The following is a 15,044-nucleotide window of genomic DNA, read 5'->3' as shown; positions in this document are numbered from 1 at the left end:
AGGGCCTGATTCCTTTTTGTCATATCGGAGTCAGGCCCTTGATTAGTGTTGCGTGTCTAGCTCACAGTTTTCGGTGGCATCGGGGCACCGGCTGGGGGCAGGATCTTCGGATACTGCTTGGAGATAGGTTGGGTGGGGGTCTGCTGCTGTTCAGAGCTGTTGGTGGGGGTGGCGATGGTCACGGCGTCGACACAGCGCTTCTGCACCGCAATTGCAGCAACGAGAATGATCGCATAAATCACGATGACTACGATCACAGCGGAAACCACGCTCAACGTGGCGGCCTGGCCAATCGCAATACCAAACCAGCCAAAATCAGCATCGCCGAACGTAGTATTCGCACCACCGAACTCACCCAACACACCCAGCAAAATGGACGGCAGGAAAGTGATCAGTAGACCGTTGGCGAACGCGCCCAGCATCGCACCGCGGCGACCACCAGTCGCATTGCCATACACGCCAGCAGCACCACCGGTAAAGAAATGGGGCACCAGACCAGGCAGGATCAAAGCAAGACCAAAGGCGGGGTTGAGCCAGAACGATAACGTGGCAAGCCCCACAAGGCCGCCGAGGAAGGAGAAAATGAAACCAATCAGCACAGCGTTTTGCGCATAAGGGAACACAATCGGGCAATCCAGTGCAGGGATAGCACCAGGCACCACCTTCGCCGCAATACCCTGGAACGCAGGCACCAGCTCACCAAGCACGGTACGCACACCGAAGAGGATGACTGCCACCGCGACACCGAATTGGAGGCCCTGAGTAAAGGACTGCACAAGGTAGTTACCGACCGAAGAAGCACCGTTATCAAACGCGGTGAACGCCTCCTGCGACCCGGCGCGCACCATGAACAAGATGGCAAGCACGATATACATCAAGGCCATGGATAGTGCGGTGGAGACCATGGAGTCGCGGAGGAAGCGGAGTCCCTCAGGCAGTTTCATGTCTTCGGTGGATTTGCTGTTTTTGCCGACTGCTTTGCCCACGCTGGCGGCGGTGATGTAGCCAAGGGTGCCGAAGTGGCCGATGGCGATGGAGTCGTTGCCGGTGATTTTGCGGGTGAAGGGGTGTGCGAAGGCGGGAAGTGAGACCATGAGGATGGCGAGTCCGATGGAGCCAAGGGTGATCGAGAGCCATGGGCGCCAGCCGGCGGTGGCGAAGATGATGGTGGCCATTGTGGCCATGAAGAGCACGTGGTGGCCGGTGAGGAAGACGTAGCGTAGTCGGGTGAACCTCGCCAGGATGAGCGAGATGCCGAAGCCGATGATCATGATCCAGGCGACTTGGGAGCCGTATTTTTCTTGGGCAATGCCGACGATTGCTTCGTTGGTGGGCACCACGCCTTGGGCGCCGGTGGCGCCGGTGATCATGGCGCCGAGGGGTTCGAGGGAGGCGACAACGAGTGAGGCGCCGGCGCCGATGAGGAGGAAGCCGAGTGTGGCTTTGATTGCGCCGCCGATGACTTGGCCGGTGGAGCGTTTCATGGCGGCAAGGCCAATGGCGGTGATGATGCCGATGAGGAAGGCGGGGACGGAGAGGATTTCGTTGACGAGGAATCCGGGGATGGCGGTGATGATGTCCATTGTGTGCTCCTATTCGACGACGTAGAGGCTGCGCATAGCCTGGTCGATTTCTGTCATGGATGTGAAGTCGCGGATGATGCGCACTGGCACGCCGACATCACCGAGTGCGTGCGCGATTGCTTCGGAGGTGAGGATGGCGTCGGCTTCTTTAGCTTTGCCTTTTGCGGAAATGGTGTCGGTTGCTTCGACGGTGAGGTGTTTGTTCCAGCCCCAGCGAACGAGCAGGTCGTCGAGGGTGTTTTTCAGAAACAGGGAGGTTCCTAGCCCGTTGCCGCACACGGTGAGGATTGTGCCTGTCGACGCCACGGCGTCGGAAGTGTCAGCTGCTGCGGTTGTGTGCGCTACCGCTGGTTTTTCTTCGGTAGCTGGCGCTGTTGGGGTGGTGTCGGCGTTGAGTGCTGCCATGAACTCATCGGTGTTGTCGGCGTCGAAAAGCGCTGCCTTGCGGGCAGGATCGCGCAAGATGCGGGCGATGTGACGCATGGCAGCTAAATGCCCGGAACTATCGGTGGCGCACAGCGCGAAAATGAGGGTGACGGGATCGTTATCAGGGTGTCCGAAGGTGACGGGCTGGGCGAGGCGAACCACAGACAGTGCTGTAGTGTTCACGGCTTCGCTGGGGCGTGCGTGTGCAAAAGCGAAACCTGGTGCGAGCACGATGTAGGGGCCTTTGTCGATCACAGTGTCGATCATGGCTTGGGTGTACTCGGCGGTGGCGAGGTTGTCTTTTTCTAAAAGCCGGCCGGATAAGGTGATGGCCTCCTGCCAGGTGTGTGCCTGGGCATCAAGAAGCACGCGTGTGGGTGCTAGGAGGGTTGAAAGTGTACTCATGTGCGCCAGTCTAGCCCAGTTATGCACGCTTTTACCCATGCTGAGCTGGGATAACAATATTCATTATCATTTATATGAATGAGATAATGCGCTACTGAAAAATCTACTAACCCAACACCCGCCTCACACCAGGAAAAACCAAAGACACCGCAGGGAAAATTCCTAGCCACCTTTAAGTGAGGACGAAGATGCAGTGCGCACAGCAAGCGTCTCCCTACCAAACAGCCACTGGAAAGCAGCCGCGAACAAAATCACAGCAGTCACACCAAACGCAGCAGCAAAACCATAAACCTGCGCGATCGAACCAACCACAATAGGGCCTAGAATCGCACCCAAATCCGCCGACATCTGATAACTCGCCAACACCTTGCCGCCATCACGATCTTGGCCGATAATGTCCGCTATCACCGCCTGCGTCGGCGGATAAAAAATACCCGAACCCACACCCGCACACACCGACAACACCACCACCGCTGCAACCGATGTAGACAAGCCCAGCAGCGCAGTAAAAATCGCACTCATGCACAACCCCGCAATAATCAGCGGCTTGCGCCCCACCCTATCTGCCCACTTACCCGAAAACTGCAACGCACACGCATTACCCACCGCATAGGTTGTCAAAATAACGCCCGAAAAATACGCGCCCTGCTCAAAAGTAGCGAACGCAAACAACGGAATAATCGCCAACCGCACCCCAAAATTCGCCCACCCATTAGCAAAAGCAGCCACCATCCCTGCACGATACGCCCGATCCGCCAACGCCTCACGCACCGTCATCACCGCACGCGAAGGCGCAGCCGCGGGCGAAAGCCCCATCGAATGCGGCAGGCGGAAATACACAACCGCCGCCGCAAGTGCCAAAAACACCCCATAAATCACAAACGGCCACCGCATACCCAACGGTGCTAACACCGAACCCAGCAACGGACCGCAAATCGAACCCAACAGAAAACCAGTCGAATATGCGCCCGAACACCGCCCCCGAATCGCAGGCGGCGACAAACGCACAATAAGCCCCATCGCCGATACCGTAAACATAGTCGAACCAAAGCCCGCAATACCGCGCAAAAGCACAACATGGACATAGTCACGCGCCACCGCCACCAGCGCCGTGGTCACAGCAACAATCAGCAAACCCCACACATAGGTCTTGCGGGAGCCAACAGTATCCACCAACTTCCCCGCCATCGGGGCAAACAACAAGCGACTACCACTAAAAATAGACACCACCACGCCAGCCGCTGCCATCCCCACCCCAAAACTGGTAACAAACTGCGGCAAGATCGGGGAAATAAAGCCAAAGCCCAAGGCGACAATGAATGCGGCAAACACGAGCGTCTTAATCGACGCCGGAATCGCATAACTAGGGTCAGCACAAGAGTTTCGTTTCGTTCGCAGCACAGCTTCATCCTATTCCGCGAAGGAGAAAAAGCCCATTAAAGCGTTCGAAAAAGTTGGCATAATCGAACACATGTTTGCTAGTGTGGGGCTTGTATGTTCGACGCTATTTCTAGGGTAGAAAACATGAAGATTCTCAACGGCCGCTTTTCGGCCCCCACCGCACAAGAAATCACCGATACTCGCGACGCGATTCGCAGCATGATCGCCCACCCCCGCTCGCTCGCGCGACCCGCCGCGAACTGGATTCCGCCCTATAAAAACCTTCACCAACGCGCACACTGTGTTTTCGTCACCCGCTACCGGGTAGGCAAAGATGCACAAAAAGCGATCGCGGAATTTCACCCCGGCCCCGCTGCCGCCTATCTAGTCACGCTGCGTTTCCGCACCTCAGGGCCCAGGATTGGGCTGGGATACGCCACCGATTGGGTTGCCAAAATTGTTGGCACCCACAATATGCACTGCGTTCACGAACTCCACGAAGGCGCCGACCCCACCTTCTGCTGGGTAGTGGACGGAAAATTCCGCCCACTGCCCTCCCCCGCGTGGCTTTTTACTCAACAACAAGCTGCGTAACCGGAACCTTCGGCAACACCACATCCTGGTGGCTGGTCATAATCACAGCCGGCACTGTGCCGGACACAGGATGTGGGGTGGAAAGATTATGCTCAATAATCTCGCACAGCTCACCTATACGGGCACCCGCCCCCACCTCCGGTTCATCCAACAACACGATATCCGGCTGCCCATAAAACGCCTTGAGCATGTGGGCAATCCGCAAATCAGCAGGTGCCAAATCTAGCGGATGCTGATCTGGGTCCAGACCATAACGGCGGGTGAGAGCATCGATCGATTCTTCCCCACACGAGGGCGCGGTTTGATTCTGCGCGCAGATAAACTCCCGCACTGTTGATTCCAGCACCTGATCCTGTGGGCGCTGCATCGCCATGTTTACTGTGAAGCCAAGCTTTGGGTGGGTTGTAAGAGTGTGCAGCAGAGTGGATTTACCCACCCCGTTTTTACCCCGCAGCCACAGAATCTCACCACGGCGCGGTTCAAAGCGCACCTTCGGGCTGGAAAAAACAATCTCAGATGATCTCAACAGCCGCTTGCGCTTATGCGTGCCCTGTATTTCGGGTAGTACAAGAAGTTCACCATGCCCGCCAGGAATATGCGAAGAGGTACTGATTGTGTGCGGGACAGGCGAATGGGAGTGGTAAAGATAGACCGTGCCGGGATAGTGTTCAAACACCTCCTGCACTCGGGTACGAGTTGGTTGGTCGAGCCCATGAAAAGGATCGCAGACAATAACAATCGGCGCCCCGATAACAAGAACGCAGGCAAGCGCCACGAGTCTGGTGTGCCCGCCGGAAAGATGTTGCGGGTTTTTACCCACAAGACTTTCCATACCCAGCCGTGACATGATCCCCATCACCGCTTCGTGCATTTCCGCGCGCGCCATGCCGCGTTGTTCAAGGGGGAAGGCAATTTCTTCTTCCACTGTGGTGCGCAGGTAGCTGATATGGCTGTGCGGATCAGGGTTGAGCAGTACCGCTGACGGTTTTTCTGCATGATAAAGCGCCACTGCATCAGCGTATATTTCAGTACCAGTACGGGTAATTAACGCCATGCCCACACCACCGCACAGGCAAGAATGAGTATCAGTGGCCGTGCAAGTTTTTCCAGCCGATGATCTGGCACGGGGCGATACACACTGCGTTGTCCTGGCTGGTCGATACCTGCCACTTCGAGAGCCAAGGTGCGTTCCGGGGCGGTGTTGAGCACGTGAATCACAGTGGGGATCAGCACGGTAGTAATCGCGTTGATGATGGTAACTTTGCGCCCCTTGATCTGGTTGGCAAGGCGCACAGTGCGGTAAATGCTGTGGCCTTGGGGCAGAAATTGGGCGCAGGAACCGATGATGAAGGAGATTTTGTGGTTGAGCCTGCTGGCTTGGAGCGCCTTGCTTAAGTCGGGAACGCTCATCAGGCACACTCCTGCCAGCATGGATGCCATGATTGCGGTGAAACGAAAACTTAAGTGTGTTGCACGCGCAAGCCCTTCAGCAGTAACCAGTGGCATCAGTGGTGTATCGCCAAAGGGGATGTGAATGATGCTGATCGAAGCTGCTACTGGTGCGATGATAGCCAGCGCGGTGATAAGAAAAGATACCCCTCTGGTTGCCGCCACGCCTGCACTTAGTGCGCTGATGGTCACGATGGCGAACACGATCGGGTTGTCGGTTCCCAGCACGACAATCCAGGCAGCGGCGATGATACTTAAGGTGGTCAGTGGGTTGAGTTTCATGCCTGTGGTCGAAGTCGGGTCGGCAGTTTGTGCAGGGTGGACCAGACGATGAAGAAGACGAGCGCCTTATCAAGCGGGTCTGAAAGTAAGGATTGGAGGGTCACTGCCTGAAGCAGGGAGCTTCCCATTTCGCGAAACAGTGCCACCATGGCACCAGTGCCCACACCGGCGGTGCCGCCGTAGACGAAAGCGGCGACGGGTGCGGCACAGCATGCTGTGATGACACCCACGGCGAGGCCGCCGAGGATGACGCGAACAATGTGGGTGCCGGTTCCGTTTTTCAGCACGAGCCCGGCCAGCAGGCCGACGAGTCCTGCGATTCCGGCGAATGGAAGGGCGGCGGGGTTAAACAGTGCCCACACCACGCAGCTCATCACACCAGTGGCAAGTCCGGCGATTGGCCCTGCGAGTGCCGCCACGAGCACCGTTCCGATGGAATCGAGGTATAAAGGAACGCCGAGTGAACCAGTCAGCTGTCCCGGAATGATGTTGAGCACGAGTGCGAGCGGGATGAGGGAGATGGTACTGGCGCGCAGTTTCGGGATGGTTGCAGCGATCAGCAGGACTGCACCTACTGTGTAGCCGATCAGGGTAATGAGTGCGGGGTTGCTGCCGGTTGTGGAGTCCCATTCCACTGGGCGGGTGAGTACGAGGTAACACCAGGTGGCGGCGATTGTACTACAGCCTAGGCTGAGCAGAATTTTGTGTGACATGTGTAGTGCCCCATTGTTGTGTGTTGCGTTTGAGCCCACGTGTTTTCGCTATGTCACCTCGCGAAAGTCACTGTGGGGGAGTTTTCACTGTTGCTGATGCTAACGCACAGTGTTGTGTTTTGCCAACACCTGTATGGCGCGCAGGAGTTCTAAGTGTGCTTGTTCGATGTTGGCGTTGGTGATTAAGCGTGCCGACGTCGGCCTACCCCAGTGGTTTTTGAAATCAGCGATCGTGGTTCCGCGGAGCAGTTCGGATTCGGCTTCGACATCGATGCTGACATCGGTGTGTTCAACCTCAATGGTGCCGAGTGCGATCATACAGGTGAGAAGGTCGTGGATTTGGGCTTGGTAGCCTTCTCCTTGGGCTTGGTGGAATTCGAAATAGAAGCGTAGTGCGTCGGGGAGGAATTCAACGGCTCGACTGGTGCCGAGTTCTGCAATAAGCGTGTCGAGTATTTCTGGGGTGATGAGCATTTGCTCGGTCACGCCTAGAGAACACACGGTGATTGGTGCGGATGCTTCGGCGGCGGCAAAGACTTCTTTGGCGGCATGGGGGTCGACCCAGCTGTTCCATTCGGCGGTCGGTGTGGTGTTGCCTGGATATAGGTATGCCCCGCCCATGAGGGTGAGGTGTGCGGGCCAGGTGCCGCCGCGCAGCCAGGTGGCAAGATTGGTGGCGGGACCTGTGACGATCAGGTGGGTAGTGTTGGTGAGGTTGTGTCGCCACAGTTCGCGCCAGTCTGGATACAGCTCAAGCCCGGCAGTTGGTGCGTGATAGTAGCCAAGGCCTGTGTCCCCGTGGGTTTCGGGGGTGGTGGTTAATTCGACGATAAGGGGGTGGGGTTGGCCTACTGCGACGGGGATTTCGGGCAGGTTAAGTAGGTTGAGGATGTGGCGGCTATTGAGTGCGCATTGGTGTGCATCAACGTTGCCTGCGGTTGTTGTGACTGCTTTGAGTGTGATTTCGCCTGCGTGGTGGAGTGCTGCGAGGTAGACAAGGGCTAGTGAGTCGTCGATGCCGGTGTCACAGTCGAGGATTACTGCTGGTGGGTGTGAGGTCATGGTTGTTTTAAGTTGCATGATCAAAGCCCCACCGCGGGTGTGTACAGGGTGGGGATTTATTAGGCGGGTGTGTTAGTTTTTCTCGTCGTCGAACTCTTCGTCTTCGTCGAAGTAGAATTCGTCGTCATCTTCGTCGTCGGCGCCGAATAGGTCGTAGAAGTCGACTTCTTCTTCGTCTTCAACGAGGCTGCTCATTTGTTCTTCCCAGGATTCCGCTTGGTCGGCTGCGAGGCTAAGTACGTCGAAGAGGCGGTCGAAGTCGGTGAAGTCGCCGAGTTCGAGTACTTCTTTGTGCCCGAGCACTAGGTATTCGAGTGTGTCGTCGACCATGAGTTGTATTTCTTCTTCGCCGAATCCGGCTTCTTGGGCGCGGTTGGCGATGTCGATGATGGCGGTGTCGACTAGTTCGTCGAATCCTGCACCCATGGTGATGAATGCGACGTGTGCGGTTGGCACGCCGTCGATGACTTCGAAGTCAACTTTGATCAGTCCGGCGTCGGTTACTGGTGCCCAGACGGAGTCTTCGTCGACTTCGTCTTGTTCGAATGTGAGGTCTTCGATGCGTTCGTCGGTGCCTTCGATGAGGTCGCGCATGACGGTGACGATTTGGTCGGTCGCGACGTAGCTGGCGACGGTTTTCACGGCGTCTTCGACTGAGAATACAACGGAGGTGAGTACGGCGTCGTAGTCGTCGTCTTCTGCGGTGGCGATGTAGACGTTTGCTGCTGGCAGGAGGGGGTCGATTTCAACGAATTGTACTTCGAGGTCCGAGGAGATTGGGACGAATAGAATGTCGTTGTTTACGCGGGACTCGATGCCTTCGGTGTCGAGTGCTGCGGCAAAATCTTCGAAAAAGCTCACGGTGTTTAACATCCTTCGCATTGCGGCATTGAGTACGAACGCTTCCAAGCCTAGCGTGTATTCCCCAAAAATTTCGCCCCCACGATGAAAACTTGGTGCTGTGTGGGGGTTGGGGGTTAGTACATTTCGGCGGCGGCGATGAGTCCGGCGTAGCGTTTTTCTTTGGGTTGCCTGGGGCATGAGGTGCAAAATTCTGCGCTGGGTGAGTGGTATATCATGCAGCAGCTTGCCCGATGGGCGATCACGTAGTCGGGTTCTTCGCCTGCTGCGATGGGTACGATTTCGCCGTCGACGATTTGGTCGAAGCGTGGTGCGGGCAGCTTTATCGACGTCGCTTGCTGTAGTCCTGCGTGCAATCTGGTGGCAACGTCGAGGGCTTTGAGTTGTTCAAAATCTTCGTTACCTGCGCCTATTGCGGGTTGGATGAGTCCGTCGGCGGCTACTGCCCACAGGGGCGCGGGCCGGATGCCGGTTAAGGTGCAGATACTTTCAATGACGGGTGCAAGAGATATCCCCATATTGTGCGCACTTGTTTCGTAATCATCAGCCAAAGCGTGAGGTCGAAAGCCAAACCAGTAGCCTTGGTCGTCGCGGCTGAATAGTTGCCCACTTCCCCACCCCAGATCGGGGATTGAATCTGTGAGCACCATGGCGGCAACGCTGGGTGATGCGACTGACCCAATGAGGGAAAACAGCCATACTTGGGCAGCATGCCCGGTATCGGGCATGTCGAAAAGGTCTTGGCTTGCATGAAACGCCTTTCCCAGTGTTTCGGGCGTGCACAACTGTGAAGTAGTCAAAACTTCATAGGCACGTTCACTATCCACACAAGGCTCGTAGCGCGGGATTGTGCGTAGCACTTGGGCTAAAGCTGCGTCAACGCTCACTGTTTTCCTTTTCTTTCACCACTGCCTGCGATGTGTCCACATCAATCCAGGTCATCAATGCCCTATCCATCTTTCCATGTTCAACCCGAACAGTAGTACCACATCCCCCGACATGAATTCCCTTGTTCTGACCATCACTATCGCGAGAAATACTATTGCCCTTCAACTTCTTACCCGATTCTTGTGCTTCGGAAGCCGTTTCTTGTTTGGGATCTGCTTCAATATTTTCTTGCGTTTCAACACTGCCAGCGCTTTCGATCACCTTTAAAACTTCCGGATCTTGCTCCCATGACGCAATGAGATCAGGTATTGCGTTAGCTAAAGTAACATCGCTTCCCCTCCGGAAGCACACGTTTCCCCGATACAGAAGCAGAATACACAATAAAGAAAAAGAAAAAGCGAAAGTAAAAAACAGAAATGCGATGTGAATATTCCAATATTCCACGGCAAATCCAAGGGGGTTGATCACACCATCAGGCCAGGTTTTATAGTCGAAGTATACCAAATACAAAAGTGGGTACGAAACACCAGACAAGACAAGTCCAATTGCAATAAAAGCATAATTCATTAATTGCCGTTTTTTAACGCCACCGTGAGAAAGTAGCAAAGATTTAAAGGGGAAAATGCTCGAACTGTCATCCAACTAATTGAAATTCCTGTTTTCGAAGAATACGCAGACAAAATAGCCTTATACACCTTTACAGCCTGCTGCTCGCTTGCCTTGAAAAATACGACAGGAGCAGCCAGCCAGAAGCAAATCACAAAGCCGGATCCTAAAAGCATTCCCAAAAACATAACCAACAATTGTCGAAGTGTAAAATCCCAATGATAGATACAGTTTCCAAAAACATACAGGACTACTACGAAGTAAAACATGACAGCACTTATTAACCGAAGGATATGACCTTTCCCAATCGAATAACGTGCCAACCCTGCGGGAATCACCCCTTCTAGCCCAAACCGTTCCCTGAACCGTTGCACACCAGGCATATTCCCTTGTCCTTGAACCGCAACCATCATAGCTTTGATTGAAAGCTCGTTGACAGACCCCATTGTTTCGGATTCTCCTCTACCACTCCGACGCTTCTCAATAAGCTCTTTGATTCGCTCCAGAACATCCCGACTAGTCAGCGAGGATAACAAGGCAATACTATGCATAAACAGGCAGAAAAGTACCAGAGCTAAAATCGGAACAAGCCCGTGATCCACGCGGTAAATTAGTGCAAAAATGTCCACAATGAAAAGTGGAGCCATAATGAAAAAGTAAAAATAGCAGTCTTTAAAAAATGTGGCTGTGACATAGCTATTGTTATAGCCGACTATGTCGAGAACTCTAGTCGGATCTTGAGCACTTTTAGCACGCATATCATTAAGTTGCCCTTGAAGAAACTCGTTCACTCGCTCTAGCTTCACATTCAAGGCAACAGCTGGTGTAAATATGATTCCAAGGATTGTTAAAAGGTCATTCCCGCTGACACCTAGGGGATTTGCTGGATAGGCATAGTGGGACAGAAATGAAATAACGATAAATACGCCAGTCTCAATAGCGAGAAAAAACCCGATATCTTCTACGCTTGGAAAGATCCTCATGGTTTCTTTGCGCGATTCTTGTTGCTTTTCTCTCTGCTTTGCCATGAGTTTTTCTCCTGAAAGTTCGTGGCTTTCTTGACAGAATTGACTCATTCAATTGTACTCAGCAGGGCGGGTGAAAATCACTGCTTTTTCTTTGATTTTTCTTTCTTCTTCTTTTTCTTAGGCTTCTTCTTCGGTGTGCTCGAAGGAGGGTTAGGGTCTGGGGTGTCAGTGGTGAGCTCGTTGGGGTCGTTGCCCCACTGCAGCATGTTGTAGTTCTCCCAGGCCACACGGCGGGCTTTGTTCGGGTCGAAGAGCAGGTAGGCGGTGGTGTCGAAGATTTTTGTGGCCCGCCCAGGGGTAGTGTCGCTGGCGGGGCGGTAGGCGGGCCAGCTTGGAGGTGCTGTGTTATTTGTGGTGTCCGCGCCATTTGGGTTGCCACTGTGGATGAACTGGGCCCAATGCTGCTGCATTGTGGTTTTCAGCTGGGTGAGATCATCCCAGCCGCCCAATTTGGCAAAAGTTGCGGCCTTAGATCCCTCCAAATCACCAAACACTGGGCTTAATTCCGCGGTGTGGGCAGCGCCCACACCCAGCCACTTTAAGGCGGCGGGGGCGAAATCGAAACGGTACATCCATGTAGGTGCGGTCAGTGCGTGCGCGGAGGCAACAATTACGCTCGGGGCCCAGAACACGCCATCGGCAATCAGCTGGGCATAATCGTTGCGCTTGGTGCAGTTGTTATAGAAGCTCATGATTGTTTCCGCAGCATCGCGGTCATAGCCTTGGAGCATTCGCCATGCCGCCTCAGTACGGGCGGTCGGGCGAAGAAACAGTGATTTTGCAAGCGATGTTTCGTCCGCGTTCGTCCCAATCATGAGCGGAACTTTGTGCTGCTCCCCGGCGCGGAAGATGGCGATGGGGTGGTCGTGGAGGAGTTGATTATCCACGGTGACTGAGTAGCAGGAGTTGAGGTTGAGTAGTTCTTTGCTGCGCCACAGCATGGATTGACCGGCATTAATGAGGTTTTCCAGTGGTAGTTCGCGTAGTTGGTCGAGTTGTGGTGGGTTGTCAGGGTCGAACCCGGCGCGGCTGATGAGTTCGTGTGCCCAGAAGTGGGATTGAGCATAGGAGTGCACGGCGGCGGCGGGGGCTGATTGGGCGATGGCGCGGTGGAAGAGTCCTTGGGCGGCGGGCACACACATGAGGGTCAGTACGGCTTGCCCGCCGGCGGATTCGCCCATGATGGTGATGTTGTTGGGGTCGCCGCCGAAGCGGGCGATGTTGTTTTTGATCCAGCGCAGGGCTAGGAGGTGATCCCAGATGGCGGGGTTGGCAACACAGTCGTCGCCGAAGTGGGTGTAGTCGAGGTAGCCGAGTGCGCCGAGCCGGAAGTTGAGGGAAACGTAGACGACGTTCATTGCTTCCACGAGGTAGTGGCCGCGGAGGACTTGTTGGTGGGAGGACCCGTAGATGAAGCTGCCGCCGTGGAAGTACACCACGACGGGGAGTGTGTCGGTGGTGTCGGGGCGCACGATGTCAAGGTTGAGGCAGTCTTCGCTGCCTTTGATTTTTTCCCCTGGGCTTAAGGTGGGTTGGGCGGCGATGGCACCGTAGTGGGTGCAGTCGCGCACCCCTGCCCAGGGTTGGGGTGGTTTGGGTGCGCGGAAGCGGTTTTTCCCGGAGGTGTCGGCACCGTAGGGCACACCCCGCCATGTGGTGACGTTGACGGGGATTTCAAGGCGTAGTCCTTGAATTTTTCCTGACGTGGTGTCCACAATCAGGTCGTCATCGCCCGTGTGCTGGGTGGTGCCGAGTGAAATTGTGGGTGGTAGTGGTGGCTGGGTGGGCAGAATGTGGTGGATGTCGCTGGTGGTTTCGTGTGGTTCCGGCTGGTTGCGGGGTACTCGTTGGGCGAGCTGGTTGAGCAGTGTTTTTGCTTTTTCTTCGGTGCGGGTTTTGGGGCTTAAGCCCCAGTCTTTTCCTAGGCTCATGCGCGTACTGGGGCGCAGGGTGGGGTGTACAGATTGTCCTGCTTTCGCTGTGTGGTGGGCGGGTGAGGGTGACGGGCGGGTTGTGGGGGCGTCGAAAAGCGCGCGGCGGAAGGTGGCAAGGCGGCGTGGGAATCGTCGTGCGTCCACGCCCACGTTGCGTCTGCGCAGGCGATTGTAGGCTTTGTCACCCATGTCCTCTACAGTAGGGGTTTATGGTCAACCGCGTCGACAAAAATACAATTTTGTGCATATCTTTAGCCGCCCGCCCCTCCAATCACGGTGTGCGTTTCCACAACTGGCTCTACGAGCGCTACCAGCTCAACTACCTGTATAAAGCGGTTGCGCCGGTCGATATCACCCAGGCTGTTGCGGGGATTCGCGGGTTGGGGATTCGCGGCGCGGGGGTATCGATGCCCTACAAGCAGGATGTGATGGCGCTGATCGATGAGATTCACCCTTCTGCAGCGCGTATCGACGCCGTCAACACCATCGTGAACACCGACGGGCATCTGGTGGGCTACAACACCGATTATGTTGCAGTAAAGCAACTTCTTCACACCCACAACGTTGAGCCCACACTCACCGTCGCAGTACGCGGATCAGGTGGCATGGCTAACGCTGTGGTGGCTGCACTCGCGGATCACGGTATGCGCGGAGTCGTCATTGCCCGCAACATTGATGCAGGCACAGCACTAGCCCAACGCTACGGCTGGCAGCACGACACCCAAGTGCCCCAGGATGCCGAGATGCTCGTCAACGTCACCCCGCTAGGGATGGCGGGGGCTGAGGAAGATGTGCTTGCCTTTAGCGAGGCGGAGATTAGCCGTGCTACCTGGATTTTTGATGTGGTGGCCTATCCTGTGCGCACCCCGCTGATTCAAGCTGCGGAAAAGTTAGGTAAAAAGATCATTCACGGCGGCGAAGTGGTGGCCTTGCAAGCAGCTGAACAATTCCGTCTCTACACCGGCATCACCCCCAGCCAGCAGGATGTGCTGGCAGCCGAAGACTACGCACAAGCCCCCTAAAGCCTGCAGTTCAACGCGCAGACATACTGCATACACCCACACTGCCACACTAGGGTGTGGACTTTGCCACCGCGATAACCCTTGTCGCAGTTTTTCAAGGCTGGTACTAAGGAAACTAAGCCACCAACAAGCGTGGGACGCTCGCATTCCCCACACCATATCCCCCTGATAAAAAAGGGGATGTGGGGTATAAGAGTATCGACTCACAATCTTTTCTGAGGTAGTAAACAATGCCCAAGATCAGCGTACGCCCAGCACAGGATGCCGACTTCCCCACCGTTGCCGAGCTGTTCCACCAATACCGCGCGTTCTACGGCTTCGAGCACACCGACACTGAGAGACTCAAAGCAGAAGAATTCCTCCGCCGACGCTTTAACCTGCACGAATCCACTGTGTTGGTTGTTGAATTCAAAGACCACATTGCCGGGTTTTGCCACTACTACCCCACTTTCGACTCCCTCGCACTGACCAGCAGCTTGGCCTTGCATGATCTTTACGTCGAACCGAAATTTCGCAACCAGGACTGCGGGATACGGATGATGGAAAAAGTCATTGCCACGGCTAAAGCCCAGCAGTGCGACCAGATTAGTGTTCAGGCTCAACCCACCAATGTCATTGCGTTGGCACTGTATTCATCCTTTGGCTTTACCCAGAAAACTCGCAGCGATGAGTTAATCACACTTACGCTCGATCTTCATTCTTAAAAACACGACGTGAACTGGTGTTTAAGCCAGAGCGCTGATACTTTTGGCGGTGTGGGACTAGTGGGAGAATCGTTCGCCTGAAGCGAATTTTCTTTTCTTGGATCTCT

Annotated in this window: 15 protein-coding genes; 3 read left to right on the top strand and 12 right to left on the bottom strand. The window is 55.1% G+C overall.

What is annotated here, in order from left to right:
* Positions 1 to 56 precede the first annotated feature (56 nt).
* The 3 genes from ulaA to CFELI_RS04700 all read right to left on the bottom strand — a co-directional run bounded on the left by ulaA (position 57) and on the right by CFELI_RS04700 (position 3,815).
* Positions 57 to 1,583 (bottom strand): PTS ascorbate transporter subunit IIC, encoded by a 1,527-nt coding sequence (gene ulaA, locus CFELI_RS04710; protein WP_277105363.1) that lies wholly within the window; start codon positions 1,581 to 1,583, stop codon positions 57 to 59.
* Positions 1,584 to 1,592: 9 nt separating this feature from the next.
* Entirely contained in the window at positions 1,593 to 2,414 is an 822-nt protein-coding gene (locus CFELI_RS04705) for a PTS sugar transporter subunit IIAB (RefSeq protein WP_277105364.1), read from the bottom strand.
* A 162-nt stretch (positions 2,415 to 2,576) separates the two neighbouring features.
* Positions 2,577 to 3,815, bottom strand: a complete 1,239-nt coding sequence (locus tag CFELI_RS04700) for an MFS transporter (RefSeq protein ID WP_277105365.1) — start codon at positions 3,813 to 3,815, stop codon at positions 2,577 to 2,579.
* 123 nt (positions 3,816 to 3,938) lie between these two features.
* Here CFELI_RS04700 and CFELI_RS04695 point away from each other — a divergent pair, with 123 nt between their 5' ends.
* Entirely contained in the window at positions 3,939 to 4,388 is a 450-nt protein-coding gene (locus CFELI_RS04695; RefSeq protein ID WP_277105366.1) for a hypothetical protein, read from the top strand.
* Here CFELI_RS04695 and CFELI_RS04690 read toward each other — a convergent pair.
* The 9 genes from CFELI_RS04690 to CFELI_RS04650 all read right to left on the bottom strand — a co-directional run bounded on the left by CFELI_RS04690 (position 4,366) and on the right by CFELI_RS04650 (position 13,400).
* Entirely contained in the window at positions 4,366 to 5,442 is a 1,077-nt protein-coding gene (locus CFELI_RS04690; protein ID WP_277105367.1) for an ATP-binding cassette domain-containing protein, read from the bottom strand. The genes CFELI_RS04695 and CFELI_RS04690 overlap by 23 nt on opposite strands.
* A complete protein-coding gene (locus tag CFELI_RS04685; protein ID WP_277105368.1) occupies positions 5,433 to 6,119 on the bottom strand; it encodes an energy-coupling factor transporter transmembrane component T family protein in 687 nt (228 codons plus the stop codon). Before CFELI_RS04685 ends, CFELI_RS04690 begins: the two co-directional genes overlap by 10 nt.
* Positions 6,116 to 6,832 carry an ECF transporter S component gene (locus CFELI_RS04680; protein ID WP_277105369.1) on the bottom strand — a complete coding sequence of 239 codons (717 nt, stop codon included), beginning with the start codon at positions 6,830 to 6,832 and terminating at the stop codon, positions 6,116 to 6,118. Before CFELI_RS04680 ends, CFELI_RS04685 begins: the two co-directional genes overlap by 4 nt.
* Before the next feature lie 99 nt (positions 6,833 to 6,931).
* The gene (locus tag CFELI_RS04675) at positions 6,932 to 7,894 is read right to left on the bottom strand and encodes a nucleoside hydrolase (protein ID WP_290259591.1); all 963 of its coding nucleotides are present in this window, start codon (positions 7,892 to 7,894) and stop codon (positions 6,932 to 6,934) included.
* Between the two features lie 72 nt (positions 7,895 to 7,966).
* Complete coding sequence (locus CFELI_RS04670; protein ID WP_277105371.1) at positions 7,967 to 8,755, bottom strand: hypothetical protein; 789 nt, start codon at positions 8,753 to 8,755, stop codon at positions 7,967 to 7,969.
* A gap of 116 nt (positions 8,756 to 8,871) precedes the next feature.
* A complete protein-coding gene (locus CFELI_RS04665; RefSeq protein ID WP_277105372.1) occupies positions 8,872 to 9,642 on the bottom strand; it encodes a (2Fe-2S)-binding protein in 771 nt (256 codons plus the stop codon).
* The gene (locus CFELI_RS04660) at positions 9,632 to 10,210 is read right to left on the bottom strand and encodes a hypothetical protein (RefSeq protein WP_277105373.1); all 579 of its coding nucleotides are present in this window, start codon (positions 10,208 to 10,210) and stop codon (positions 9,632 to 9,634) included. Before CFELI_RS04660 ends, CFELI_RS04665 begins: the two co-directional genes overlap by 11 nt.
* On the bottom strand, positions 10,210 to 11,277 hold the full coding sequence (locus tag CFELI_RS04655; RefSeq protein ID WP_277105374.1) for a hypothetical protein: 1,068 nt from the start codon (positions 11,275 to 11,277) through the stop codon (positions 10,210 to 10,212). Before CFELI_RS04655 ends, CFELI_RS04660 begins: the two co-directional genes overlap by 1 nt.
* 77 nt (positions 11,278 to 11,354) lie before the next feature.
* Positions 11,355 to 13,400: a carboxylesterase/lipase family protein gene (locus tag CFELI_RS04650; RefSeq protein WP_277105375.1), complete on the bottom strand. Its 2,046-nt coding sequence runs from the start codon at positions 13,398 to 13,400 to the stop codon at positions 11,355 to 11,357.
* A 20-nt stretch (positions 13,401 to 13,420) separates the two neighbouring features.
* Here CFELI_RS04650 and CFELI_RS04645 point away from each other — a divergent pair, with 20 nt between their 5' ends.
* Complete coding sequence (locus tag CFELI_RS04645; protein ID WP_277105376.1) at positions 13,421 to 14,233, top strand: shikimate 5-dehydrogenase; 813 nt, start codon at positions 13,421 to 13,423, stop codon at positions 14,231 to 14,233.
* 230 nt (positions 14,234 to 14,463) lie between these two features.
* On the top strand, positions 14,464 to 14,937 hold the full coding sequence (locus CFELI_RS04640; RefSeq protein WP_277105377.1) for a GNAT family N-acetyltransferase: 474 nt from the start codon (positions 14,464 to 14,466) through the stop codon (positions 14,935 to 14,937).
* Positions 14,938 to 15,044 lie beyond the last annotated feature (107 nt).

The organism is Corynebacterium felinum (genome assembly GCF_030408755.1).
Lineage (GTDB): Bacteria > Actinomycetota > Actinomycetes > Mycobacteriales > Mycobacteriaceae > Corynebacterium > Corynebacterium felinum.
This window is presented reverse-complemented; position numbering and strand designations above follow the sequence as displayed.